At 62.0% G+C, this 22130-nt stretch carries 26 protein-coding genes; 6 read left to right on the plus strand and 20 right to left on the minus strand.

The genetic code is table 11. The features are described 5' to 3' along the window. Positions 1 to 109: 109 nt before the first annotated feature. The 8 genes from P3T20_RS33630 to P3T20_RS33665 all read right to left on the minus strand — a co-directional run bounded on the left by P3T20_RS33630 (position 110) and on the right by P3T20_RS33665 (position 5855). Positions 110 to 985, minus strand: coding sequence for a 3-hydroxyacyl-CoA dehydrogenase family protein (locus P3T20_RS33630; RefSeq protein WP_254369070.1), 876 nt, complete (start codon positions 983 to 985; stop codon positions 110 to 112). Between the two features lie 260 nt (positions 986 to 1245). Continuing rightward, positions 1246 to 1557 (minus strand): helix-turn-helix domain-containing protein, encoded by a 312-nt coding sequence (locus P3T20_RS33635; RefSeq protein WP_074266654.1) that lies wholly within the window; start codon positions 1555 to 1557, stop codon positions 1246 to 1248. Then, on the minus strand, positions 1554 to 1898 hold the full coding sequence (locus P3T20_RS33640) for a toxin (protein ID WP_074266655.1): 345 nt from the start codon (positions 1896 to 1898) through the stop codon (positions 1554 to 1556). Before P3T20_RS33640 ends, P3T20_RS33635 begins: the two co-directional genes overlap by 4 nt. Before the next feature lie 144 nt (positions 1899 to 2042). Further along, a complete protein-coding gene (locus tag P3T20_RS33645; RefSeq protein ID WP_074266656.1) occupies positions 2043 to 2333 on the minus strand; it encodes a hypothetical protein in 291 nt (96 codons plus the stop codon). Between the two features lie 442 nt (positions 2334 to 2775). Further along, positions 2776 to 2934 carry a hypothetical protein gene (locus P3T20_RS33650; RefSeq protein ID WP_167379418.1) on the minus strand — a complete coding sequence of 53 codons (159 nt, stop codon included), beginning with the start codon at positions 2932 to 2934 and terminating at the stop codon, positions 2776 to 2778. Between the two features lie 210 nt (positions 2935 to 3144). After that, positions 3145 to 3453, minus strand: a complete 309-nt coding sequence (locus P3T20_RS33655; protein WP_074266657.1) for a hypothetical protein — start codon at positions 3451 to 3453, stop codon at positions 3145 to 3147. A 255-nt stretch (positions 3454 to 3708) separates the two neighbouring features. Beyond that, positions 3709 to 5049 (minus strand): hypothetical protein, encoded by a 1341-nt coding sequence (locus P3T20_RS33660; protein WP_074266658.1) that lies wholly within the window; start codon positions 5047 to 5049, stop codon positions 3709 to 3711. A gap of 119 nt (positions 5050 to 5168) precedes the next feature. After that, positions 5169 to 5855, minus strand: coding sequence for an MgtC/SapB family protein (locus P3T20_RS33665; protein WP_074266659.1), 687 nt, complete (start codon positions 5853 to 5855; stop codon positions 5169 to 5171). Between the two features lie 154 nt (positions 5856 to 6009). On the opposite strand from P3T20_RS33665, the gene P3T20_RS33670 reads away from it, so the two are divergent. Then, a complete protein-coding gene (locus P3T20_RS33670) occupies positions 6010 to 7107 on the plus strand; it encodes an AGE family epimerase/isomerase (protein ID WP_074266660.1) in 1098 nt (365 codons plus the stop codon). Positions 7108 to 7143: 36 nt separating this feature from the next. Here the strand turns inward: P3T20_RS33670 and P3T20_RS33675 are convergent, their stop codons facing one another. Beyond that, on the minus strand, positions 7144 to 8763 hold the full coding sequence (locus P3T20_RS33675) for a methyl-accepting chemotaxis protein (protein WP_074269239.1): 1620 nt from the start codon (positions 8761 to 8763) through the stop codon (positions 7144 to 7146). A gap of 248 nt (positions 8764 to 9011) precedes the next feature. Between P3T20_RS33675 and P3T20_RS33680 the strand changes: the two genes are divergently transcribed. Continuing rightward, positions 9012 to 9446, plus strand: a complete 435-nt coding sequence (locus P3T20_RS33680) for a PaaI family thioesterase (RefSeq protein ID WP_074266661.1) — start codon at positions 9012 to 9014, stop codon at positions 9444 to 9446. Positions 9447 to 9450: 4 nt separating this feature from the next. Here the strand turns inward: P3T20_RS33680 and P3T20_RS33685 are convergent, their stop codons facing one another. The 9 genes from P3T20_RS33685 to P3T20_RS33725 all read right to left on the minus strand — a co-directional run bounded on the left by P3T20_RS33685 (position 9451) and on the right by P3T20_RS33725 (position 18415). Then, positions 9451 to 10299 (minus strand): ureidoglycolate lyase, encoded by an 849-nt coding sequence (locus P3T20_RS33685; RefSeq protein WP_074266662.1) that lies wholly within the window; start codon positions 10297 to 10299, stop codon positions 9451 to 9453. A gap of 45 nt (positions 10300 to 10344) precedes the next feature. Next, positions 10345 to 11088, minus strand: a complete 744-nt coding sequence (locus tag P3T20_RS33690) for an SDR family oxidoreductase (protein WP_074266663.1) — start codon at positions 11086 to 11088, stop codon at positions 10345 to 10347. Between the two features lie 58 nt (positions 11089 to 11146). Continuing rightward, entirely contained in the window at positions 11147 to 11980 is an 834-nt protein-coding gene (locus P3T20_RS33695) for an amidohydrolase family protein (protein WP_429289131.1), read from the minus strand. Positions 11981 to 11986: 6 nt separating this feature from the next. Further along, the gene (locus tag P3T20_RS33700) at positions 11987 to 13027 is read right to left on the minus strand and encodes an aldo/keto reductase (RefSeq protein WP_429289132.1); all 1041 of its coding nucleotides are present in this window, start codon (positions 13025 to 13027) and stop codon (positions 11987 to 11989) included. Between the two features lie 62 nt (positions 13028 to 13089). Next, complete coding sequence (locus P3T20_RS33705; RefSeq protein WP_429289133.1) at positions 13090 to 14412, minus strand: UxaA family hydrolase; 1323 nt, start codon at positions 14410 to 14412, stop codon at positions 13090 to 13092. A 28-nt stretch (positions 14413 to 14440) separates the two neighbouring features. Continuing rightward, entirely contained in the window at positions 14441 to 14764 is a 324-nt protein-coding gene (locus tag P3T20_RS33710) for a UxaA family hydrolase (protein WP_429289134.1), read from the minus strand. A 24-nt stretch (positions 14765 to 14788) separates the two neighbouring features. Beyond that, positions 14789 to 15832, minus strand: coding sequence for an ABC transporter permease (locus P3T20_RS33715; protein WP_429289135.1), 1044 nt, complete (start codon positions 15830 to 15832; stop codon positions 14789 to 14791). After that, entirely contained in the window at positions 15822 to 17357 is a 1536-nt protein-coding gene (locus P3T20_RS33720) for a sugar ABC transporter ATP-binding protein (protein WP_429289136.1), read from the minus strand. The genes P3T20_RS33715 and P3T20_RS33720 overlap by 11 nt, the downstream gene beginning before the upstream one ends. An 8-nt stretch (positions 17358 to 17365) precedes the next feature. Further along, positions 17366 to 18415, minus strand: coding sequence for a sugar ABC transporter substrate-binding protein (locus P3T20_RS33725; RefSeq protein WP_429289137.1), 1050 nt, complete (start codon positions 18413 to 18415; stop codon positions 17366 to 17368). A 312-nt stretch (positions 18416 to 18727) separates the two neighbouring features. On the opposite strand from P3T20_RS33725, the gene P3T20_RS33730 reads away from it, so the two are divergent. From P3T20_RS33730 to P3T20_RS33745, 4 genes are all read left to right on the plus strand, one after another. After that, positions 18728 to 19516: an IclR family transcriptional regulator gene (locus tag P3T20_RS33730; RefSeq protein WP_429289193.1), complete on the plus strand. Its 789-nt coding sequence runs from the start codon at positions 18728 to 18730 to the stop codon at positions 19514 to 19516. A gap of 203 nt (positions 19517 to 19719) precedes the next feature. Beyond that, positions 19720 to 20193 carry a DUF3761 domain-containing protein gene (locus tag P3T20_RS33735; protein WP_429289138.1) on the plus strand — a complete coding sequence of 158 codons (474 nt, stop codon included), beginning with the start codon at positions 19720 to 19722 and terminating at the stop codon, positions 20191 to 20193. A 118-nt stretch (positions 20194 to 20311) separates the two neighbouring features. Next, the gene (locus P3T20_RS33740; RefSeq protein ID WP_074266671.1) at positions 20312 to 20551 is read left to right on the plus strand and encodes a hypothetical protein; all 240 of its coding nucleotides are present in this window, start codon (positions 20312 to 20314) and stop codon (positions 20549 to 20551) included. Between the two features lie 148 nt (positions 20552 to 20699). Further along, the gene (locus tag P3T20_RS33745; protein ID WP_074266672.1) at positions 20700 to 21242 is read left to right on the plus strand and encodes a hypothetical protein; all 543 of its coding nucleotides are present in this window, start codon (positions 20700 to 20702) and stop codon (positions 21240 to 21242) included. Positions 21243 to 21415: 173 nt separating this feature from the next. Here the strand turns inward: P3T20_RS33745 and P3T20_RS33750 are convergent, their stop codons facing one another. Both P3T20_RS33750 and P3T20_RS33755 read right to left on the minus strand, forming a co-directional pair. Beyond that, a complete protein-coding gene (locus P3T20_RS33750; protein WP_074266673.1) occupies positions 21416 to 21649 on the minus strand; it encodes a hypothetical protein in 234 nt (77 codons plus the stop codon). 146 nt (positions 21650 to 21795) lie between these two features. Then, a complete protein-coding gene (locus tag P3T20_RS33755; protein ID WP_429289139.1) occupies positions 21796 to 22110 on the minus strand; it encodes a hypothetical protein in 315 nt (104 codons plus the stop codon). Between the last annotated feature and the right edge of the window lie 20 nt (positions 22111 to 22130).

The raw sequence follows: 22130 nt of genomic DNA on the forward strand, positions 1-22130 counted from the left end.
TGGGTTAATTGCATGGCTGGCGCCGGTTTCGTGTCTGGCGGCCTGGTTTGTGGAGCGGTGTCGCAAACCCTTCGGGCTTCACGGCATCGACCATCCGGATCACGGCGGATCAACCGCGGCTAATCACTTTTTTGCGTCCTTCCTTCACCTGCGCCAGATGCGCATCGTCCCAATCATAAAAGCCGGCGCCGCTGCGAACGCCTACGCGCCCCACACCGACCTGCTTGCGTAAAAGATCGAGTACGTCCTCATCTTTTGCGAGTTCAGGCATCAAGTGGGAAGCGATATCGAGGAAGGTGTCGAGGCCGCCGAGGTCGGCGCCCTCGAGCGGTCCCACGACACCCCAGCGGCGTCCAAGCGAAGCCTTCACCACACGATCCACCACCTCCGGCGTCGCCGCGCCCGAGCGCACGATGTTGAGCGCCTCACGGAGCACGGCAAACTGCAGGCGGTTTCCGACAAAGCCCGGTATCGCCTTCGTCAGCACAACCGGTTCCATGCCGATGCGGCTCATCAAGGCCACCGTCTGCTGGGTAACGTACGGGTCAGTGAGCGTGCCGGGCACCACCTCGACGAGCGGAATCATATGCGGAGGATTCCAGAAATGCGCGATCAGGAAGCGCTCTTTGTGACGCAATGGAGCGGCGAGCTGATCGGGAGTAAAGCCGCTGGTATTGCTGGCGAGAATGGTGTCGTCAGCAAGCAGTTGAGCGAGCGACGCGTAAACGCGATGCTTCAGCTCCAGTACCTCGGGGATCGCTTCGATGACGAATTGCGCGGCCGCCATCGTTTCGAGCGTAGTGTGCGTTTCGATGCGCGCGAGGGCCGCGCGCTTGGCTGCTGCATCAATGCGGCCAGCGTCGATCAGTTCGTCGAGCACCGCTTCCGCTTTGGGCGCGACGCTGGCGAGACGCGCTGCGTCGACGTCATGCACGATCGTCCGATATCCATGCAACGCGCTCTGCGTCGCAATACCCACGCCCATCAGGCCCGTGCCTACCACACCTACTACTGCGTTATCCAAGCTGCTCTCCCGCTGGGGCGTCGATGAAAGCGTTTAAGGATAGCGCAGAGGCGGGATTTGCGACGGACGGGCTGACGTCAACCTCGCTCGCTGCCTTGTGATGGCTGTCGCATCATGGCGGCGGCTCCGGCTAGATGAGTCCAGGCGAAAGCGCCAAGAAAAGCAGAGAACACATAGCGGAAATAAAAAACCGCCCGAAGGCGGCCTAATCACTTAGGAAGTCACAGTGCTTCGAGCAGTCTCAGTGTCTCTGGATGTTTCTCGACCAGCTTGATCAAAACGGCCGCTTGCGCATTGGGCTTTGCCTTTCCTTGCTCCCAATTCTGATACGTACGCTGATTAACGCGCAAACGTCGAGCCATCACCGCCTGCGATGCGTGTAGCGCCTCTCGAACAGTTCTGATTTCCTCCGGCGAAACGTCAAGTGCGTCAGGAACCTCGACGTCTACCGTGCGCAGCGTCAGTTTGCCTTCGCGTTCGCCGGCAAGTTCAGCCATGCCTTCCTTCAATTCGGCAAACAGGTTCCGCTTCATCGTGCACTCCGTTGCGCAATTTCGACTTCGAGCATGCGCGCCAGCTCTTTGCGCTCGTCGTTCGTTAGATCGCTCATTTCGTCTTTGTCGTAGAGCGTGAACATCCAGAATTGGAAGCCACCGACCCAATAGTAGTAAATCACGCGCAGACCGCCACGCTTGCCCTTGTTTCGCCGCTTATCGGCAAAACGAAGCTTGCGCAGACCACCCGTGCCTCTAATGACATCTCCAGCGCCAGGCTCGGCAAGCAACTCTTCTTGCAAAAACCTGTATTCATCATCCGACAGATAGTCGCTACGATGCTTCCGGAATGCTACCAACTCGACAAAAACGGCTCTCATCTCGAAATATACGCTATTTGCGCATATTTTAGCAATCTGGCGACCTGGGCGGAATTGCAAAACGACAAAGCCGGCCCCTCATCATGAGAGACCGGCCTCGTCAGACCTCACATCGGCGCCAAAGGCGCCGTTACCACCGCACCATTACTGACGGTGGTCGTCGTGCCGATACGGATCCCGATCGTGCGGGTGGTGACGCATCCAGTCGTCGTGCGCCCAATAACGATGGCCGTCCCAATAACGGTCGCCGTGCCAGCCGATATCGATCTGCACGCCCACCGGGATCATTCGCGGTTGGTCATAAGTTGCAACCGGGCCCGGCGCCGAAATCACGACGCGGTCTGCCTGTGCGAAAGCGCTGCCTGCGGTGAGCAATGCGCCGCCAGCTACCAGAGCGGCGAGGATGGTACGCGATGTCTTGTTCAACGTTTTCATAGTGAGACCTCCGATTCAAGGTTTGCTCAGGTGCAGGCTGGCTGATCGCCACGACGCCCGGTGCCCTGCGCTTGAAAACAACTTTAACGGGGCCAAACGATTAAAGACGTGAGCGCTTGTAAGAAGAAGTATCAATATTCGGGGATCGATGAACGAGCCTTTCCGTCGGGAAAGTGCAAGCTTTTTCGCACGTTGGCGAGCCCCTCTACGCCGATCCAGCGCGCTACGGCAGTCAGTCATCGTTACATTCATTTCGGCGTTGAAATATTCAGCAATGCATTCGAAAGCCCTGTTTTTTCTTCTGACAGCTAATTCAGGCCCGTAGATGCACGAATGCCAGGCCGTAAACGAACAAAAGCCACGGCAAGGCCGTGGCTCGTATGCAGCAGCGCGCGCCAAGGGCGCGCACCCGGCGCGGCTCACCGCGCCAGACCTGAGCGAATTAGTCGCTCAGCTTGATGCCGAACAGCGTGGACTGCGCACGACGCTGACGTTCAGCTTCGCGGCTACGCGCTTCGTACGAGTAATCCGAATCCATCGGCAGATGGGGCGACGCGAAGAGGTCGCTGACCTTTTGGAACAATGCAAAGATAACGCTCATGGCGACTCCCGGTTGATTGGTTGCTAGGGTTTTCCCTTAAGAAGCATTATAGGGGTTTTCCCTAGGGAAAAGCTAGTGCGTTGCAACATTTTTTGACTGTGGTCGCTTGTCGCACCCATTCGACGGGATGTTGCGTTGCGTCATTACAACAAGAAAGCTATGCCGGCGCGCAGGCGAACAACACGCGATTCGGCCCTATCAGCTCCGCGATCATTGCAGCGTACTGGGGTGCGCCTTCCTTGTCCGCGCGGTTTTCGCCGCTGCGACACGCTTGCGCGGATTGACGACGGCTGCGTCCAACGTACCCCGCGCGGCATTTTCGGTACGGACCAGCGTGGCGCTAACGACCGATACCAACAGCGCCGGCAACGTCTTTGCGGGGTCGGTCGGGGAATTCGCGGCGGTGCCGCTCGCCAGAAACTCGACATTCAATGCCCAGTGACCCTCGTGGATGCCTTGGGCGCGCAGCAGCGCCTGAATCAGTTCGTCGATTGAAAATTTGTGTTCGCTGGTCGCCATCTTGCGCTCGTCAGAAAGCCGGCCGGGGGTCCGGCCATCGTTTGTGCTTTGACAATGCAAGTTTAAATCCCGCGATTCGCCTCAGGAGGCGTGCTGGCGTCGCCTCGCCTTACCGCACCTATCATTTGCGAGCGTCGGCGCGCCGTGTCTTTGAAAGCGGCGTGGTGGCTTGGCCTTGCGAGACGACAAGAGGGGCAACAGGTTGAGCGGGCGACGGATGCCGCAAGCGGCATCGCGTCTTCCGACCCGATTCGATCAGTGGGCAGCGGGAAGCGCTTTAGGCTTGTGAGCGTGCGTGTGCGCTTTTCGCTTGCTGGCGGGTGCAGCAGCAGGCGCCGCGGTAGCAACAGCGGGAGGAGGCGTCGCAATCGGCGCCGCGGCAGTAGACGCGGCACCTGCTACCGGATTCGCCATTGCGAGGTGTGCGTCGAGCAGACTCGTCATTGCCGTCTGCTCGTTCTGCATCAACTGTTCGATACGGTGCTGCTGCGCCGTGGTTTCACGAGTCAGACGCATCAGCAGAACGGTCTGCGTGATGCCGATCGCCACAGTCATCAGCAGCGCCCCGACGACGATCGACAGCATCCATTTCATCCGGCGCGTATGGTCGGTCGCCGCGTGGCGCTGATCGGAGATCACGCCGTACAGCGCGTCGACTGTGTCGGCGAATGCCGTCGCGCGAGCCCGGTCGAGTTCCGGTGCGCTCGCCGGCGGGGTGGATAATCCCGCCGCGTCGTTGGGCAAGGGCTTGGCCTCCACCGTCGTGGGCCCAGTCGACGCGCGATCCAATGCCTCGCCGTTCACATCCGCCGTCTCGCTGGAGGCGGTTGCTGACTTCGCAAAGCTTGCAGCAATGCGCTGAGACGGCAAAGCCGCCGGCTTAGAATTGTCGGCCGTGGAGGTCGGCGTAGTCGGTGGGCTCGGCGTAGTCGTGGCGATCGACGTAGCCGGCACAGTCGGGCTGAACGATGAATCGCCGCTCGGACGCCGTGCGGTCACGCTGCGCACCAGGCTCGCCGCCGCCATCGACGGTGAGACGAGCGTCGAGCTAACAGCCGGCGAGGTCTGCTGCGAATCGTCCACCCGTATCGCCTGCCCATCCGCCACGTCTACCACTTCAGGCACCACCCCGCCAGCGCCCGCAGCATCGGAAGATAAATCCTTAGGCGCACTCACTTTCTGCGTCGGCTCGATACGTTCAAACCCGGCCAACGGCACCGCCGCATAAGCCGCTTCGGTCCTCTCACGCGGCGCACGGCGCGCCGCCCGCGCTTCGGACGAAGTGCTCGCCGCGCCCTCCAGACTGGTCGCCGCACCAACCGCAGCCAGTACAATGTCCGGCAATTCAAAGCCATGCAGCGTGCCTTGCCGGATGTCGATATTCATCGCCTCCAGCGTCGCGCGGGTGGGATCGTCGGGGAACATGTCGAGCGTGCTGTCGTCGCGCGACGCGTCGCTCAGTTGGGCTAAGCGCTGCGCCGAGCGGGCAGCGCGTGCCAGTTTATTTTCGGTCTCGGTGGAGACGGTATTGGCGCGCCGCTTCTTCGAGCCGGCGCGGGGTGTACGGGACTGCGTGGATGCTGCGGAATCTGCCATAGAGAAAGAAGCGGTCGTCGCCGGCCACCGGGCGCCGAATGCCGCTACAAAATGCCATCAGTTTTTTCGAGAGCGCATTGTCTCACGGCCAACCGCGCCAGCTAAAGCCCATCGCCGATTTAAACCGTCGGATCGTCCTCGCGAAGCTCCTTGACGCAAGGCAGTTCACGCAAGCGATCGCGAATCGCAGCATATTCGGTTGAGGAGACCCGGTGCAGCGTGATCATCACCACATCGAACTCGGGCGCATCGTCGCTCTGTTGCATCACGAACTGTTTGACACGCGGGCTCGCCGCGCCGAGCGCATCGTGCAGCGAGTGAAACGTGAGCGCACCGCGCTCGACCAGCAACGTCAGCTGACGCCGCTGCTTGACTGTGATGAAACGCCGCTCGAGCGGTTTGATCCCCGCCAGGATGATCAGGATGATGATGGTCGCCGCGATCGACGCCGTGTACATGCCACCGCCCACCGCCAGCCCGATCGCCGCCACCGACCACAGGCTCGCCGCAGTCGTCAGCCCGCGCACGATCTCGCCGCGCATCAGGATCGAACCCGCTCCCAGAAAGCCGATACCGGAGACCACCTGGGCAGCCATCCGCGAGGGATCCAGTACGACGTTCTGGGCGCCGAGCACATCGGCAAAACCGAACGCGGAGACAATCATGATGAGCGCCGAGCCGACGCACACCAGCATGTGCGTGCGCAAGCCCGCGGCCCACGACAGCCGCTCACGCTCGATACCGATGACGCTGCCAAGCGCCGCGGCCAACACCAGCCGCGAGACCAGTTCGACATTGCCCAGCATGGTTGTTCCTCCTTATCTGAAATTATTGGAACCGCATTTGAGAGGGTCGCAAACGTGCCCTCGCTGACGGTTTGCTTTATGCTTGGACCCGCGCTGCCTTGCCGGACCCAGCGCCCGCAACCTTGTACGGCTCTACCCCAAGCAGATTCATAGCATGAACACACCCGCCTCCGCGATCACCCTTGCCGCCGCCCTGCGCGATCATTTTGCACGCGTCGTTCTGCCCATCTGGCGCGGGCCGGGCTTCAACATTGCATTGAAACTGCCGTACGAGGCAGTCAGCGCCGAAAGCCATCGCCCCCTGCCGGCCGAACGCTACCGCGCGATGGCTTGCGCACGGCAATTGTTCGTTTTCTCCCAGGCAGGTGATACGGCCCACGCCGAAGGCCTGTTCGATGCGCTCGTGCACTACTTTCAAGACAAGCAGCGGGGCGGATGGTTCTATAGCGTCGATTCAGAAGGTACGCCGCTCGATACGACCAAGGACCTCTATACGCACGCTTTCCTGGTCTTCGCGTGTGCCGAATACGGCGCGCGTTCGGGCAATCGGGATGCGCTGGACCTGGTGCACAGTACGTCGGGGCTGATCGAAGACCGCTTCGCGGCGCAGGATGGTCTGCTCAACGCCGCGTTGGACGCAACGTTTTCGACGGTGACCGGCACGCCTGTGCAAAACCCCTTGATGCACCTCACGGAAGCGTGGCTCGCCGCGCGCGCAGCGACCGGCGATAGCGCATTCGATACAGCGCTGCGCAAACTGGCAGGCGCGATCGAACGCACTTTCGTGCATGCGCCGACGGGCTCCATCGCGGAGCTGCCGTTAGGGGCGGATGACAATCGTCTGGAGCCGGGTCACCAGTTCGAATGGTTCTGGTTGGTCAAACAGGCAGGTACGTTGCTGGAAGGATCGGGACTCGACGAGGCTCTGACGCGCGCTTTTGACTTTGCGCAACAGCATGGCGTCGATCCGGTGACAGGCGGCGTCGCTGCATCGCTCGACGAAGCTGGGCGCGTCAAGGACGCGACGCAGCGGATCTGGGCACAGAGCGAATATCTGCGCGCTCTAGCTACACGGAATGACGACGCGGCGCGCGCTGTCTTGCCAAGGCAGATCGAACATTTCCAGCAACGCTTTCTGCACCCGCAAGGATGGTACGAGTGCAAAACGGCTACAGGCGAGGTTTCGCGCGCCGACATGCCGTCGACGACGCCTTATCATCTCGCCACCGCGTATGCAGCGCTGCCTGCCTGACGCGGCTAGATCTGGATAAACCTAAGAAAAGCCTGCTTAAACCGCTGCACCGAACGAAAACTCCCGCTCGTGCTCGCCGCGCAACTCGTCGAACTGCTGCATCCTTAGGACGACATCGGAAATCTCGAACACCGAGACGGCCGCCTTCAGTTGCTGCGTCTGCTGATGCAACGAGGCCGCGGCCGCAGCAGCTTCTTCGACCAGCGCCGCGTTCTGCTGCGTCATCTCGTCCATCTGCACCACGGCCTGGTTGACCTGCTCGATGCCAGTGCTCTGCTCGAGCGACGATGCGCTGATCTCCGCCATCATCTGCGTGACACGCGAGATCGACTCCGAGACATTGCGCATCGCGCCGCCCGCGTGCTCGACGAGCGTCGAGCCACCCTTGATCTCTGTGACCGACTCGCTGATCAGCGTCTTGATCTCCTTGGCCGATTGTGCGCTGCGCTGCGCGAGCCCGCGTACTTCCCCTGCCACCACCGCAAAGCCACGTCCTTGCTCGCCTGCCCGTGCCGCTTCGACCGCCGCGTTCAACGCGAGGATGTTGGTCTGGAACGCGATGCCGTCGATCACCGAAATGATTTCCGCGATCTTGTCCGAGCTCTGCGCGATCCCCCGCATCTTGTCGACCACCTGATTCACGACCTCACTGCCACGCGAAGTGGCATCCAGTGCGGTCTGCGCCAGCGCGTTCGCTTCGCGCGCATGATCGGCGTTCTGCCGCACGGTCGCAGTCAACTCTTCCATGCTCGAGGCGGTTTCCTCCAGCGAGGCAGCCTGACTCTCGGTACGCGCCGACAAATCCGCGTTGCCCGTGGCAATTTCGTTAGCGCCCAGGTAAATCGAGTCAGCCGATTCACGCACCGTCTTCACTGTGCGCGCGACGCTTGCCTGCATTCTCGCCAGCCCCGAAAACAGACGGCCGATTTCGTTGGTGCCACGCGCGCTAATCGCCTGATCCAGCTTGCCTTGCGCAATCCGGTCAAAATGACGGCCCGCCTCTTCGAGTGGCGCAACCACGCCGCGCCGCAGAGCCAGGTAGACTGCCACCGTACCCGCCAGCAGCAACAGCAGGATCGCCGCGCCAACACTGCGGAACAACGCAAGCCGGCTGTCGATCGACTCGAGAGAAGCCCGGTTCGCGGCGTCCGCGAACTCTACGAAGGTATGCAGTTCGCCGAGATAGGCGTCCTGGAAAGACTGAGTGGGCTGATCGAGGAAGGCCTGGATGTTGCCCGAGTCGAGATCCTGCGTCAGCTCGACCAGCGCCGAGTGATATTTCTGATAACGGTCAGTGAGCGCGGCGGCCCGAGCGCTGTTTTCGTCGCTCGTCTTGGTGGCATTGGTAAAAGAGGTGAACGACTGATCCGCCGCCACCAGTTGGTCGCGGGCGTGCTGCACGATGTCGGCCGGTTCGGCGCTGCCCTTCACCATCCGTGTGCTGGCGCGCGACAGGTTGATGCGCGCGTCCATCAGCGCCTGGGTAGTGCGATTCACCGCATCGACCTGATTCAACGCGACATTCGACAGCTCGCCAACGTCGTCATGGGTACGCGTCAACGACCAGAACCCCAAACCTTCCGTCACCAGTTGCAGCAGGCAAAAAGCGGCCAAAACACACAGCAGGCCGGATGCGACCTTGATCTTGCTAAACATCGTGAACACCTGAATTGCATTGAATGACGGGAGAACCACGACGCTGTTTACGGCAACACCAACGTTCTCTTGAGCAAAACCCGGTGAAAGACTGTCTTGCAAGCTGATTCGCGACGCAATCACTCTATTGACATTGATTTACACAATAATCCGCGCGTCATTTTTGCGATTCACCTTGACGTGGCGCGTACGGGCTTCCTAGAGTGGGTAGGGACGCCACCACGGGCATCGCCCCGAAGGATTCGACGATGACAGATCTACTGGACCGGGCACGAGGCGCACTCCATGCCCAGCCCTTCAGCATGCTCCTCGGCGCCGAGCTGATGCACACCAGTGCCAACGAGGTGACCCTATGCCTGCCGATTCGCGACGAGTTGCGGCAACAACACGGCTTCGTTCACGGGGGAGTGATCAGTTACCTGGCGGACAATGCGCTCACGTTCGCCGGAGCGCTCGCACTCGGGCCGCGGGTCGTCACGGGCGAGTACAAGATCAATTATCTGCGGCCCGCGATGAACGGCATGCTGGTCGCGCGGGCGCAGGTCGTCTATGCCGGGCGGCATCAGGCGACCTGTCAGTGCAACATCTTTGTGATGGACGGCGATCGCGAGCGGCTCGTCGCCGTCGCGCAGGGGACAATCAACCGGATCGGCGACGGCGGGGAAACGGTGCCGTCGCCTTGAGGGATTACTCTGCTGCGTAAGTCTTCTGCTGCTGCTCGCCCAGGCCTTCGATACCGAGGCGGATAGTCTGACCCGGCTTCAGATAAATCGGGTTCGGCTTGACGCCCATGCCGACGCCCGGCGGCGTGCCGGTCGAGATCACATCGCCCGGTTGCAGGCTCATGCACTGCGACAGATACGACACGAGCTTCGCGACGGTGAACACCATCGTCCTGGTCGAGCCGTTCTGATAACGGTGGCCGTCCACTTCGAGCCACAAGTTCAGGTTCTGCGGATCGGCGACTTCATCGCGCGTGACAACCCACGGGCCGATCGGGCCGAACGTGTCGAAGCCCTTGCCCTTATCCCACGTACCGCCGCGTTCGATCTGCCATTCGCGCTCGGAGACGTCGTTGATCACGCAATAACCGGCGACGTAGTCGAGCGCGTTCGCCTCATCAATGTATTTGGCCGGCTTGCCGATCACCACGCCCAGTTCGACTTCCCAGTCGGTCTTCTTCGAGCCGCGCGGGATCTCGACGTCGTCGTTCGGGCCGCTGACCGCGCTATTCCACTTGTTGAACACGACCGGCTCGGTAGGCACCGGCAGATTCGACTCGGCCGCGTGATCGGCGTAATTCAGGCCGATACAGATGAACTTGCCGATCCGGCCAACGCACGGCCCAAGGCGCGGATTGCCTTCGACCACCGGCAGCGATGCCGGGTCGAGCTTGCGCAGTTGCGCGAGACCGGCGTCCGTCAGCGTGTCGCCATTGATATCGGCCACCACCTTCGACAGATCGCGAATCTTGCCCTGCGCGTCGAGCAAGCCGGGTTTTTCCTGACCTTTCGGCCCATAACGAAGCAGTTTCATCGTTGCACTTCCCTATCTATCCAGAGTGTTCAGTGAAAAAACAGGCTAGTTCGACCAACCGCCGTCGATCACGTGCGCCTGGCCGGTAGTAAAGCCCGACTCGTCGGAGGCGAGATACAGCGCCAGCGCCGCGATTTCTTCGGTCTTGCCGACGCGGCCCATCGGCTGGCGGGCGACGAACGCCGCCTGCACCGCGTCGACGGTGGCGCCTTGCGCCTGCGCCTGTGCCGCAATCCGCTGTTCGAGCGACGGTGAAGCCACCGTGCCCGGGCAGATCGCGTTACAGCGTACACCACGTGTGACGAAGTCTGCAGCGACGGCCTTCGTCAAACCGATCACGGCCGCTTTAGACGCGCCGTACACGAAGCGATTCGGCACGCCCTTTACGCTCGACGCCGCCGACGACATATTGATGATCGAACCGTTGCCCTTCTCCAGCATTCCCGGCAAAAACGCGCGAATCGTGTGGTACATCGCCTTGGCGTTCAGGTTGAACGCGAAGTCCCAATCTTCTTCCGTCGCTTCGAGAATCGATCCGGCGTGGACGTATCCTGCGCAGTTGAACAGCACATCGATCGGGCCGAGTTCGGCGGCCAGCGCGTGGATCGCGGCCTTGTCGAGCACATCGAGTTTGCGCGCCTCGACCGGCTTGCCGACGAGCGAATCGATACGGATATCGGTAGCGATCACCCGCGCGCCTTCGCTGGCGAAAAGTTCGGCGGTGGCAAGACCGATGCCTTGTCCGGCGGCAGTAATCAGGGCCGTCTTCCCGGCCAGTCTTTGTGTCATCTACGGCTCCAGTTGAAATGGCTTGCGAAGTTTTATACGGGATAGCTTGCCATGAATTTCACAGACGGTAGAACGCCGTCGCGTTCGCGCCGAACACCGCTTCGCGTTCCGCGTCGGATAATCCGCTGAGCAGTGTATTCGCCACCGAATGCCATAGCAGGTAGTCACCGTTCAGATCGAGTACCGGCCAATCGCTGCCCCACATCAGACGCGCCGGACCAAATGACTTCAGCAGATGGTCGACATAGGGTTGCAACGTGGCCTCCGTCCAGCCGGACGCGGCCTCAGTCGCAAGCCCGGAGAGTTTGCAATGGACGTGCGGCAAGCTGGCGAGACGTGTGATGCCGTCGGCCCAACTTTGCCAGCCTGTATGGCCGCCGTCGCGAATCGGCGGCTTGGCGCCGTGATCGACCACGATGCGCAGCTTGGGAAAGCGCTTGACGAAGATTTCGAGGGCGTCGACATGGCGCGTAAAAATCAGCGCATCGAACGCGAGGTCGTGAGCAATCAGCGCTTCGACGGCGGGTGCGAGATCGGGATTGGCGATCCAGTCGTCGTCAGCGATGTCTTGCAGCATCGGCCGGATGCCCTTGAATTTCGCGTCACGTGCGAGTTCAGCGATCAGGGCGGGTGCATCGTCGGACAACATCGGCACCCAGCCGACCACGCCCGCAATCGACGCCTCTTCGCGCGCGAGATCGAGCAGGTAGCGGGTCTCTTCAACCGTGGGCGCCGCCTGGACGACGACCGTACGCTGCACATCGGCGCGCTCACGCAGCGGGGCGAGATCTTGTGGCCCGAAGGTCCGGTACAGCGATTTCAGATCGGGCGTCAGCCAGCCATAATCGCCGCGGGCCGGATCCCAGTAATGCTGGTGAGCGTCGATGTGCATGGGTAGTCAATCCTTGGGCACCGGCGCCCGCGGATCCAGCAGACCTTCGTCGCGCAATGCCGTCCACAGTTCAGCAGGAATCGGGCGATCGAACGAAGCGACGTTCTCGCGCAATTCTTCGACACTGCGCGCCCCGGTCAGCACGGTTGCGACGGCTGGGTGAGCGTAGGGAAACTGCAGCGCCGCCGCGGCCAAGGGTACATCGTGCGCGCGGCATACGGCTTCGAGCCGCGCCACGCGCTCGATCACTTCTTTGGGCGCAGCGCCATAGTTGAACTTCAGATCCCCTTGAACACCGCGCGCCAGAATGCCCGAGTTAAATGCTCCGCCTAGCAGGATACTTACGCCGCGCGCCTCGCAGGCGGGCAACAGGTCGTCGAGCGTTGCCTGTTCCAGCAACGTATAGCGGCCCGCCAACAGCGCGCAGTCGATGTCGAAATCCGCCATCATCTCGAGAACCGCCGCGCCTTCGTTGACACCAAGGCCAACAGCCTTGACCACACCCGCCGAGCGCAATTCATCGAGCGCGCGAAAGCCGCCGCCTTCCGTCAGTTGCTTCCAGTAGACCGGATTCTTATCGCCGTGTGTGACGCGGCCGATATCGTGGATCAGCAGGATGTCGATCTCGACGATGCCCAGCCGCTGCTGGCTGTCCTCGAACGAACGCAGGATGCTGTCGTGGGTGTAATCGAAGATGGCCTCGAACGGCAGCGGGTCTTGCCAGCCTTCGCTGCCGTCATACGGGTTGGTGCGCGGCACAAAGCGCCGGCCGACCTTGGTGGACAGCACATACTGGTCACGTGGATAGCGACGTAGCGCATCGCCCAGCCGGTGCTCGGCTTTCGTATGGCCGTAATGCGGCGCAGTGTCGAAGAAACGCACACCTGCGTCCCAGGCTGCGGCAACCGTGGCGCGTGCCTGTTCTTCCGTCAGATCGTGGTAGAGGCCGCCGAGCGGCGCCGTGCCCAGACTGAGCCCGCTCACCTGCAGATCGCGCCGGCCAATCTGGCGGCGCTTTACGACGTTTGAATCAATCGCTGCTGTCATGCAGATGTCTCCATTGTCGACACGAGTTAGCGCTTTAGCGCTTACTCGCGCCTCATGCAGTTTTAATGCGAAGCGATCTCCACCACCCGCTGCGCAGACCCCGCGCTCGACGGTAGACACGCCGGGCCAACCGGCTCGAATGTCTTGTACGTCAGGATAAACTCCTGGTGCCCAAGCGTTTCGGACTTCGATGCTACACCTTGCGCCACCGCCACCGTCTGCTCGAACACTTCGCGGCCGACTTCTTCCAGCGTGCCACGTCCTTCGAGAATCCGGCCCGCGTCGACATCCATATCACCCGCGAGATTGCGATAGGTCGCCGGATTCGCACACACCTTGATGACCGGCGAAATGGCCGAGCCCACCACCGATCCACGTCCGGTCGTGAACAGGATAACGTGCGCTCCGCAGGCGATCAGTTCGCCGATCTCGGCATTGTCGCTAATGTTCGGAAAGCCAAAGCGCGGCTCGCCATCCGGCACCACGTCGAGCAGATAAAGGCCGCCGGTCGGCGGAACATCGCCCGGTTTGATGATGCCGACAATCGGCGACGCCCCGCTCTTCGCATACGCGCCGAGCGACTTCTCTTCCTGCGTGGTCAACCCGCCGTCTGCATTCCCCACCGCAAAACTGCCGTGGCCGAGAATCGAGTAGTAGCGCGCGGCCTTCGCCACGCAGGCGACGATTTCATCGCCCAATTCCGGCCGCGCGGCGCGCGTTTTCATATGGAACTCGCAGCCCACCAGTTCGCCCGTTTCTTCGAAGATGCAGCTCGAACCAGCCTCGATCAGATGATCGAACGCGCGGCCCACGGCGGGATTCGCGGTGATGCCGCTGGTCCCGTCCGAGCCGCCGCAGATCGTGCCGACCACCAGTTCGCTAAGCGCCATCGGCACGCGCTGTTGCGCCGCCAATTGTTTGCGCGCATCGCGCACCCAGTCCACGCCATACTGGATCGTGCTGCGGGTGCCACCCTTTTCCTGGATCGTGAGCACTTCCACGGGCCGGCCGCTCTCGCGCACCACGTCCACGAGATAGTGCTTGTTCATGCTCTCGCAACCGAGCGACACAAACAGCACCGCACCCACATTCGGATGCGTAGTGAGCTGCTTGAGCATCTTTTCCGCATAGCCATTCGGATAGCAGCCGGGAAACCCGATCAGATGAACCGCCGGATCACGCTCGGCTGCGGGGTCATCGAACGCATCGAGCGGTTCGCGAAACTGTGTGACGATTTCCCGTGCCACGTGATGCGCGCACTCGACGAGATACGCGACCGCAACGACATTGCGGATGCCCTTGCGGCCGTCGCTGCGCAAATAGCCTTGCAGCATCGGCTGCGTGCCGGCGGTCGTGGAGACCGTTGCTTCGGAAGTGTCAGTCATGATCGTTCCAGCGCGGTATTGCACCGCATCAATGATGCACGAACTCGTGACCTGCATCGTGCGTGTACGTGGGCAGGTAGTCGCTTTCGAGGTTGTGGGTATGAAGATGCTCGCCGCGCGCGACGGCTCCGGTCACGTGACCGATGACCGCGCCGTAGCGCAGCACCTTGTCGTCTTTCGCCAGCGCGCCGCGTGCGACTTTGTGACCAAGCTCGATCGTCTTGGCGAGCGTGACGCGCTCGCCTTCGATCTCAAGCTCGGTGCCGGCTTCGAGCCGCGCCCCTGCAATCAGGCAGTTGTCCTGCGGACTTAGCAGGATCAGGCGGGCGTCGGTATGCGATGGGCTGCTCAAAATTGTCTCCGCAATGGGTCCGTTTTAGTTCTGGCCTTCGCCGCTCGCGAGGCGCGCCACCATCAGCGAGCCGAGAATAATGGCGCCGTAGATGGCCTGAATCCAGAACGACGGCACTTGTGCGAGCGTCAGCAGGTTTTGCACGACACCCAGCAATAGTACGCCGGATAGCGCGCCGAGCATCGTGCCCTTGCCGCCGTCGAGCGAAATGCCGCCGATCACTGCCGCCGCGAACACGGTAAAGATCATGCCGTTGCCCTGATTCGCGTTGATCGCGCCAACGTAGCCGGTGACGATCAGGCCGCCAAGCGACGCCAGCACGCTGCCCAGCACGAGCACGCCCCACGTAATGCGTTCGACGCGAATTCCGGCCGCGCGCGCCGCTTCCGGATTGCCGCCGATCGCATACAGCGCACGCCCAACACGATGGTAGCGCAGCATGAACGCGGCGACAGCGAAGGCCACTGCGGCGAGCCACACGGAGACAGGCAGCCCAAGCACGATCGTGGTGGCGAGGGTGAAGAACGACGGCGGCATATCGAACAGCGTGCCGCCCTTGGTGGCGCCCACGAGCATGCCGCGCAGCACAATCAGCATCGCGAGCGTGACGATGAACGCATTGAGCCGTAAGCGCACCACCAGGAAGCCGTTGATAAAACCAATCACCGCGCCGACGACGAGAATCGCCAACAGACCTGCCGCAGCCGGCCATTGCCAGCCAAAACCGGCGGACGCCGCCGGCATGACGAGCATCGCGCCGACAGCGGGTGCGATCCCCACCGTCGACTCGAGCGACAGATCGAACTTGCCGGTCAGCACGATCAGCGATTCGGCGAGCACGACGAGCGCGAGCGCCGCGGAGGCCCCAAGCACGCTGATCAGATTCGCCTTGGTCAAGAAACTCGGGCTGACGAAAGCACCTATCACAAGCAGTAAAGCAAGCGCGGGCAGCAACGCGAGGTCGCGCAGACGCGCGAGCTCGATCCGCGCCCGGCGGCTGCGCGCGGCAGGCGCGCCGGCCGCTCCTTGAGCCGTAGCGAATGCAGGGCTAGGCACACTATTCTTCATGGAGACTGACTCCTTCAACGGATGCGATCAGGTCGTGGTCCTGCCAACCCGCGGGAAATTCGGCCGCGACGCGGCCACGAAACATGACCAGCACGCGGTCACAGGTACGCAAATCATCGAGTTCGCCCGAGACCACGAGCACCGCTTTGCCCTCTTCACGCACACGGTCCACGACAGACAGCAGCGCTTCCTTCGATTTCACGTCGACGCCGGCGGTGGGGTCGATTAGCACGAGGAAGTTCGGATCAGTCGCCAAGGCACGCGCCATCACGACCTTTTGCTGATTGCCGCCGGACAGGCCCGATACGACGTGTTCAGGGCCCGGCGTGACGATGCCGAGTGCCTCGATCATCTTCTGGCCGAACGCGTTCTTCTTTGCGGGCGAGGCGAGGCCGAACTTGCCGAGCAGGCGCGTGATCGTCATTGAGGCGTTTTCCGCGACCGATTGCGTCAGCACCAGGCCTTCGTGATGCCGGTCTTTCGGCACGCAGCCGATACCGGCCGCCAGCGCCGCCGGCACGTCACCACGCGGCAACGACTTACCTGCTACGCGAATGTCGCCACGGGTCGGCGAGCGCAACCCTGCGATCGCTTCCGCGACACTAGTGCGGCCGCTACTCGTCGCGCCAGTCAAACCGATGACCTCGCCGCGCTTCACCGTGAACGACACGTCTTCGTAATCGGCGCCGCCGAGACCCGCGACTTCCAGCGCCACTTTCGTATCGGCCGGTAGCGGCTCGCGCGAAGCAGCGTCGGCGACTTCAAGGCCGCCGCGCTCGCCGGTCATGGCTTCGATCAGTTGCTCGCGCGGCAACGCAGAAACCGGCGCGCTGACGATATGCCGCGCATCGCGCAACACCGTCACCGCCTGGCAGATCTCGTACACCTCCTGCAGATGGTGCGAGATAAACAGGAATGTCACGCCTTCGCGCTGCAACTCGGTGATGCGACGAAACAGCCGCTTGATTTCATCGCCGTCGAGCTGGGCGGTCGGCTCGTCGAGAATGATGAAGCGCGCGCCATACGACAGCGCCCGCGCAATCTCCACCAGTTGACGTGCCTCGACGCTCAGATCGCCCGCGCGCGCATCTTCGCGCACGTCGATCTTCCAGTGATCGAGCAGTTCACGCGCGTCGCGGCGCATGGCCTGCCAGTCGATCATGCCGCGCCGTTCAGGCTGACGGTTGATGAACAGATTCTCCGCGACGCTGAGGTCGCGGATGATCGTCGAATGCTGATAGACGCAGGCCACACGCTCGCGCCAGGCATCGCGGTCGGCGAGCGAAGGCGCCGGCGCGCCGCCGAAGCGCACCTCGCCGGTATCCGGCTTGCGCAGGCCGGTGAGGATCGACACCAGCGTCGATTTCCCGGCCCCGTTCCGCCCGACGAGTGCATGCGACTCGCCAGGCATCACGCGGATGCTCACGTCGTTCAGTGCGGCGTACGAGCCGAAGCGCTTGGTCACTTCCAGCGCTTCGACCATCGCCTGGCCAGAGGCAGCCGCCACAACGCCAGGCGCGTGCATGAGCTCACTCATTTGACCGTATTGCCCCACAGGTTCTTGTCGTCGACATTCGCCTTCGTCACGAGCGGTGCCGGCAACTGATCTTCCAGCATGCCCGGCGCGATCTGGATGATCGTGCTGCCGTGATCGGTCGGACCCGGCTTGAAGGTCTGTCCGGCGAGCGCGGCCTTGATGTAGAACAGGCCGTACTTCGCGTACAGGTCAGCCGGTTGCGAAACGGTGGCGTCGATCTCACCCTTGCGGATCGCCTCGAACTCTTGCGGAATGCCGTCGTTGCTGACAATCACGACGTGTTTCGCGTCACCCACCGGAAACAGCATCTGCTTGCGGCGCAGCGTCTGTAGAGTGGGCGACAGATAAACCCCGCCTGCCTGCATGTAGATCGCTTTCACGTCGGGGTTGGCGGTCAACAGGCTGTCGAGCGCGGTGGCCGCGACGTCGCCCTTCCACGCGGCCGGAATTTCCAGCAGCGATAGCGACGGGTAATGCTTCAGGCATGTGCGGAACGCCTCCGAACGGTCACGGCCGTTCACCGACGCCAGATCGCCCTCGATCTGCACGACCTTGCCGGACTTCACATGCTCGCCGATGTACTTGCAGGCCATCTCGCCGTACGCGTGATTGTCGGCGCGGACCACCATCGCGACCTTGCCTTGCGTCGGCGCGACGTCTACGGCCACCACTGGCACGTTCTTGGCGGAGGCGGCGTCGAGCGCGCGGCTGATCGCAGCCGAATCCAGCGGACCGACGACGATGCCCTTCGCACCCAGATTCAGGATGTTGTTCATATCGGTGATCTGCTGTGCAGGGTCACCGTTGGAATTGACCGGCGCGAGGATGTCGAGCCCGCTTTGCTTCGCGTAGACGGGCAGGTAGTTGTTGTACGACTGCCAGAACGGCGAGGTGAGTAGCGGCAGATCGAGGCCGATCTTGCCCGAATCGGCAGCGCGGGCAGCGCCGCTCGTCACGAGGCCGGCCACGCATGTGGCCGCTACCCCAACTGATAAAGCGCCACGAATGAAGCGATGGGCCGCGCGCGGCCCCTTAGCGAACGTCATGTCTTGTCTCCTGATAGGTGTTGTTGAACTACCCCGCCGCTCCGCTCAGCGGCCGGCGTATCGCCCTGCGCGTTCTTCGTTCTTATCGATATTGGTGCACGACAATTCACCAATGAACGTATTATTCATATATGCATCATTCGAAGTCAAGGCATGTCCGGTGTAACAGCCGTCCGTACTTTCCCTGGCCGCACGCGCCAATTGCGCTCTACACTCACGCGCCAGATGACAATGAAACCTGCACTGCTTTGCATGGGAGCGGCGTAAGCACCAAAGCGCCAACTCAGGTCGACACATGGAACTCCACCGATGATGGATGCGGAAGAAAGAGACGACGCCGACCGTTACCGGGCGCCCGCGCTGGACAAGGGGCTCGATATCCTCGAACTGCTGGCCGAGCAGAAAGATGGATTGACGCGCGCCGAGATCACCAAGCTGCTGGGACGTAATGCGAGCGAGATGTACCGGATGCTCGAGCGGCTGGTCGCCCGTCAATATGTGGTGCGTTCGGCGGGGGGCGACCGCTATTCGCTGAGCCTGAAGCTGTATGCGCTTGCGCACCGGCACCCGCCGATGAACCGGCTGATCTACGAAGCGCTGCCGCTGATGCAGCGTTTCTCAGACCGCGCGGAACAGTCGTGTCACCTGGTGGTGTACGACCGCGGCAATCTTCTGGTGATTGCGCAGGTGGACGGTCCGGGCACGTGGGGGATGTCGGTGCGGCTCGGTTCGCGGGTCGGTCTCATCGATACCGGCTCGGGCCGCGTCATGCTGGCTTTCCAAACCGCCGAGCAGCGCGCCCATATGCTCGCCGAGCATACGAAGGTGAAAGGCGAAGTGACGATCGACGAGGAAGCGCTCGAGGCGACCTGCGAGCGGATCCGCGCGGCGGGGTTCTCGCAGAAAGACAGCCAGCAGATCTTCGGCGTCACCGATGTCACGTTCCCCATCCTCGGGCCGTCCGGGCAGGCGATCGCCGTGCTGACCTGTCCGTACCTGCGGCGTATCGACGAATACGTCGCGCCCGCGCTCGACGCAGCGACCGCGATGCTGCGGGAAACTGTCGCGGCGCTGTCGATGTATCGCGAAGAAGCAAGCTAGCATCCCCCGTCGGCCTGGCCTGGCAATATTTGACAGTCTCCGGGAAGCGGCACGTCAGCCGATCACGGGGCTCGCGCGTTTTATCAGGGTCGCGCTCATGCGCGTACAAAAACCGCAGCATGCACGGCTCTCTAGCAGGCCGGATTGTCTGCGCCTCCCCGATGAACGCGGCGATGCCGCGGCAGGTCAACAGGATCAAAACGATGAAAAAACTCATTCTCTCCATGGCCGCCGTGGCCGGCCTGTTCGCAGCGAGCGCCAGCTATGCGCAGGTTCCCGCGAGCGCGCCGAGCGGCACGACGGGTCTCTGCAAGGACGGCTCGTTCTATTCCGGTGCGACGAAGAAGGGTGCGTGCAAGGGTCATAAAGGTGTCCAGACCTGGTACGGCGCAGCGTCGAGCGCAGCCGCGGCTTCGGCTCCGGCAGCAGCACCGGCCATGGCGCCGGCGGCAGCCAGCAGCGCCAAAGCGGCACCCTCCAAGGCGCCTGCAGCGGCCAGCACCGCCCAGGCAGCCCCTGGCGGCGGCCCCGGCCAGGTGTGGGTCAACACCAGCACGAAGGTCTACCACTGCCCGGGTGACAAGTACTACGGCAAAACCAAGCACGGCTCGTACATGAGCGAAGCGGACGCGAAGAGCAAGGGCTACCGCGCCGACGCTGGCAAGGCCTGCCAGTAAATATTGACCGTCGTACAATCCTGCGTCCGTGCCGGAAGGGCTGCAAAGGCTCCACCGGCCGGACCCAGGATGAGGCGTATTTCGCCTTACGTTTCAAGCTTCACACCGATACATCATCATGAAGAAATCGTCTTGTTCTCTCGTTTTACTGGCTCTTGCGCTGGCGGGTTTCGCAGGTTCGGCTTCCGCGGCCGGCTGTCTGAAGGGTGCCGTGGTCGGCGGTGTCGCGGGTCACTATGCGGGCCATCACGCGGTTGTCGGCGCGGTTGGCGGATGTATCGTCGGACACCATCTGGCGAAGAAAAAGCAGGCTGAAGAGCGGGCGGCCGCTCACGCGCAGGAAGGCCCGATTCAATAAGGCGGAGCCGCCCGGACGCACGCACAGGCGTGGAGCCCGCCAGGTCTTTCGCCACACTCACATGGTTTAAGTCTGCATGGTTTAGAATGGCGACCCTTTCAAAAATGTCGCCGCGCGGGCAACGACCTGCGCGCGCTATCGATACCTCATGGCGAAACTTCTGACCGATTCCGAATTCCAGCGTTTTTCCGAACTCCAGCAGAAGCAGGCGAGCTTCACGATCACCAGCGAAGAAGCCGACGAACTGCGCGACATCGTGGCCCGCGCGCAGCAAAAGCGCGACGACCGCGCCGCGGCCATGCAGGCGATGGAAGCGTACATCCAGCAATTCGACATCAGCCCGGACGAACTGTTTTCGCCGGAGCAGATCGGCGACGCCGCACGCACCTATGGCCTGATTCCGGCTGCGAAGAAGGAACGCGTGCTGCCGCCGTCGTTCACGTATAACGGCAAGCCGTACCAATGGACGCGCGCGCTGCCCGACGATATCCGCGTACCGCTGTTCGACGCCTTCAAGGCGGGGCAATCGGTGAAGGACTTCATCGCGACGCCGAAGGACGCCGCTCGCTGCGCGGCAACGATTGCCCGCCTCGAACGTGAGACGGGTGCCGTGTATGCGCAGGCGTGGCTCGAAGAGTTGTCAGTGTCGCGCAGCCAGGTGGACGAGGCGGCAGGCAAACTGCCGGCCTGAGCACGCTGCCGTGATGACGACGCCGGATGAAGCTGCCATCCGGCGTTACGATCCGGCCGTCTCAGCGATGGTGATGGTCTATCTTTGCTTGACGACTGCGCCCGAACGACTTCCCAATACTCAACATTGAGTCCCAGTCTCAACGTCATCAGGCTGCAAGGCCGGCCGAGGCCTTACGGCTTCGTGGCCGTATTGGAAGCGCCCATTGCGGCGGATGCCTCAACCGCTGCCGATGCATGGTGCTTATGATTTTTGTGATGCTTGTGGTGATGCTTCACAGCGGACGCTGCCTCGGCCGGAGCGGCGCTCTGCTCCTGAGCGGGCGCGGCGACGGGTGCGGATGCCTGTGCAAACGCGCCGAGCGAAAACAACCCGGCGAGAGCGGCGATAGTGATCTGCTTATTCATCGTTAGTCCTTCCTGAAAAATCTCGGTTGAGGGTACGACCTGATAACGGTCGTGTGTTTAACGGCCTTCTGCGGAAGCCGTTGACTCACTCATGATTTAATCTGGAATCCTTGACGATTCTTTGCAACATTGCGCACGAGATAAGCTCAAGATCCAATAATCGTGATCGCCCATGCAAAGGCGCAACCTGCCGGCGCGCCAATCAGACGTCCAAGCGCGCTCGCCTTGGTGAAGTCGCCAATCTGGCATTCAACGCCACCCTTCAGAATTCCCTGATGACGCAGAAGCGGTTCGACGGTGCAAACGACGGTCGCGGCAAGCCATGCAACGCCTTCGCGGCCCAACAGATGGTCTGGATCGACGAGATTAGTTAGTTGAAGCACGAAGATCGAAACAGCGCTGAAGAGAAACGCGAACAGCAGTGATTTGATGAATTGATCGGAGTCGGCGAAGTTATCCATGGGAGTATCGGTCCAGATAT

It is taken from the genome of Paraburkholderia sp. GAS206C, assembly GCF_050435645.1.
GTDB lineage: Bacteria > Pseudomonadota > Gammaproteobacteria > Burkholderiales > Burkholderiaceae > Paraburkholderia > Paraburkholderia phenazinium_B.

What these genes read in the sequence shown, in the direction of transcription:
- P3T20_RS33685 (WP_074266662.1), bottom strand. Translation starts at nt 10,299, where the DNA reads ATGAAACTGCTTCGTTATGGGCCGAAAGGTCAGGAAAAACCCGGCTTG.
- P3T20_RS33640 (WP_074266655.1), bottom strand. Translation starts at nt 1,898, where the DNA reads ATGAGAGCCGTTTTTGTCGAGTTGGTAGCATTCCGGAAGCATCGTAGC.
- P3T20_RS33740 (WP_074266671.1), top strand. Translation starts at nt 20,312, where the DNA reads ATGAAGAAATCGTCTTGTTCTCTCGTTTTACTGGCTCTTGCGCTGGCG.
- P3T20_RS33650 (WP_167379418.1), bottom strand. Translation starts at nt 2,934, where the DNA reads ATGAGCGTTATCTTTGCATTGTTCCAAAAGGTCAGCGACCTCTTCGCG.
- P3T20_RS33700 (WP_429289132.1), bottom strand. Translation starts at nt 13,027, where the DNA reads ATGACAGCAGCGATTGATTCAAACGTCGTAAAGCGCCGCCAGATTGGC.
- P3T20_RS33745 (WP_074266672.1), top strand. Translation starts at nt 20,700, where the DNA reads ATGGCGAAACTTCTGACCGATTCCGAATTCCAGCGTTTTTCCGAACTC.
- P3T20_RS33665 (WP_074266659.1), bottom strand. Translation starts at nt 5,855, where the DNA reads ATGCTGGGCAATGTCGAACTGGTCTCGCGGCTGGTGTTGGCCGCGGCG.
- P3T20_RS33675 (WP_074269239.1), bottom strand. Translation starts at nt 8,763, where the DNA reads ATGTTTAGCAAGATCAAGGTCGCATCCGGCCTGCTGTGTGTTTTGGCC.
- P3T20_RS33695 (WP_429289131.1), bottom strand. Translation starts at nt 11,980, where the DNA reads ATGCACATCGACGCTCACCAGCATTACTGGGATCCGGCCCGCGGCGAT.
- P3T20_RS33720 (WP_429289136.1), bottom strand. Translation starts at nt 17,357, where the DNA reads ATGCACGCGCCTGGCGTTGTGGCGGCTGCCTCTGGCCAGGCGATGGTC.
- P3T20_RS33750 (WP_074266673.1), bottom strand. Translation starts at nt 21,649, where the DNA reads ATGAATAAGCAGATCACTATCGCCGCTCTCGCCGGGTTGTTTTCGCTC.
- P3T20_RS33680 (WP_074266661.1), top strand. Translation starts at nt 9,012, where the DNA reads ATGACAGATCTACTGGACCGGGCACGAGGCGCACTCCATGCCCAGCCC.
- P3T20_RS33725 (WP_429289137.1), bottom strand. Translation starts at nt 18,415, where the DNA reads ATGACGTTCGCTAAGGGGCCGCGCGCGGCCCATCGCTTCATTCGTGGC.
- P3T20_RS33660 (WP_074266658.1), bottom strand. Translation starts at nt 5,049, where the DNA reads ATGGCAGATTCCGCAGCATCCACGCAGTCCCGTACACCCCGCGCCGGC.
- P3T20_RS33735 (WP_429289138.1), top strand. Translation starts at nt 19,720, where the DNA reads ATGAAAAAACTCATTCTCTCCATGGCCGCCGTGGCCGGCCTGTTCGCA.
- P3T20_RS33690 (WP_074266663.1), bottom strand. Translation starts at nt 11,088, where the DNA reads ATGACACAAAGACTGGCCGGGAAGACGGCCCTGATTACTGCCGCCGGA.
- P3T20_RS33755 (WP_429289139.1), bottom strand. Translation starts at nt 22,110, where the DNA reads ATGGATAACTTCGCCGACTCCGATCAATTCATCAAATCACTGCTGTTC.
- P3T20_RS33670 (WP_074266660.1), top strand. Translation starts at nt 6,010, where the DNA reads ATGAACACACCCGCCTCCGCGATCACCCTTGCCGCCGCCCTGCGCGAT.
- P3T20_RS33715 (WP_429289135.1), bottom strand. Translation starts at nt 15,832, where the DNA reads ATGAAGAATAGTGTGCCTAGCCCTGCATTCGCTACGGCTCAAGGAGCG.
- P3T20_RS33705 (WP_429289133.1), bottom strand. Translation starts at nt 14,412, where the DNA reads ATGACTGACACTTCCGAAGCAACGGTCTCCACGACCGCCGGCACGCAG.
- P3T20_RS33730 (WP_429289193.1), top strand. Translation starts at nt 18,728, where the DNA reads ATGGATGCGGAAGAAAGAGACGACGCCGACCGTTACCGGGCGCCCGCG.
- P3T20_RS33655 (WP_074266657.1), bottom strand. Translation starts at nt 3,453, where the DNA reads ATGGCGACCAGCGAACACAAATTTTCAATCGACGAACTGATTCAGGCG.
- P3T20_RS33645 (WP_074266656.1), bottom strand. Translation starts at nt 2,333, where the DNA reads ATGAAAACGTTGAACAAGACATCGCGTACCATCCTCGCCGCTCTGGTA.
- P3T20_RS33630 (WP_254369070.1), bottom strand. Translation starts at nt 985, where the DNA reads ATGGGCGTGGGTATTGCGACGCAGAGCGCGTTGCATGGATATCGGACG.
- P3T20_RS33635 (WP_074266654.1), bottom strand. Translation starts at nt 1,557, where the DNA reads ATGAAGCGGAACCTGTTTGCCGAATTGAAGGAAGGCATGGCTGAACTT.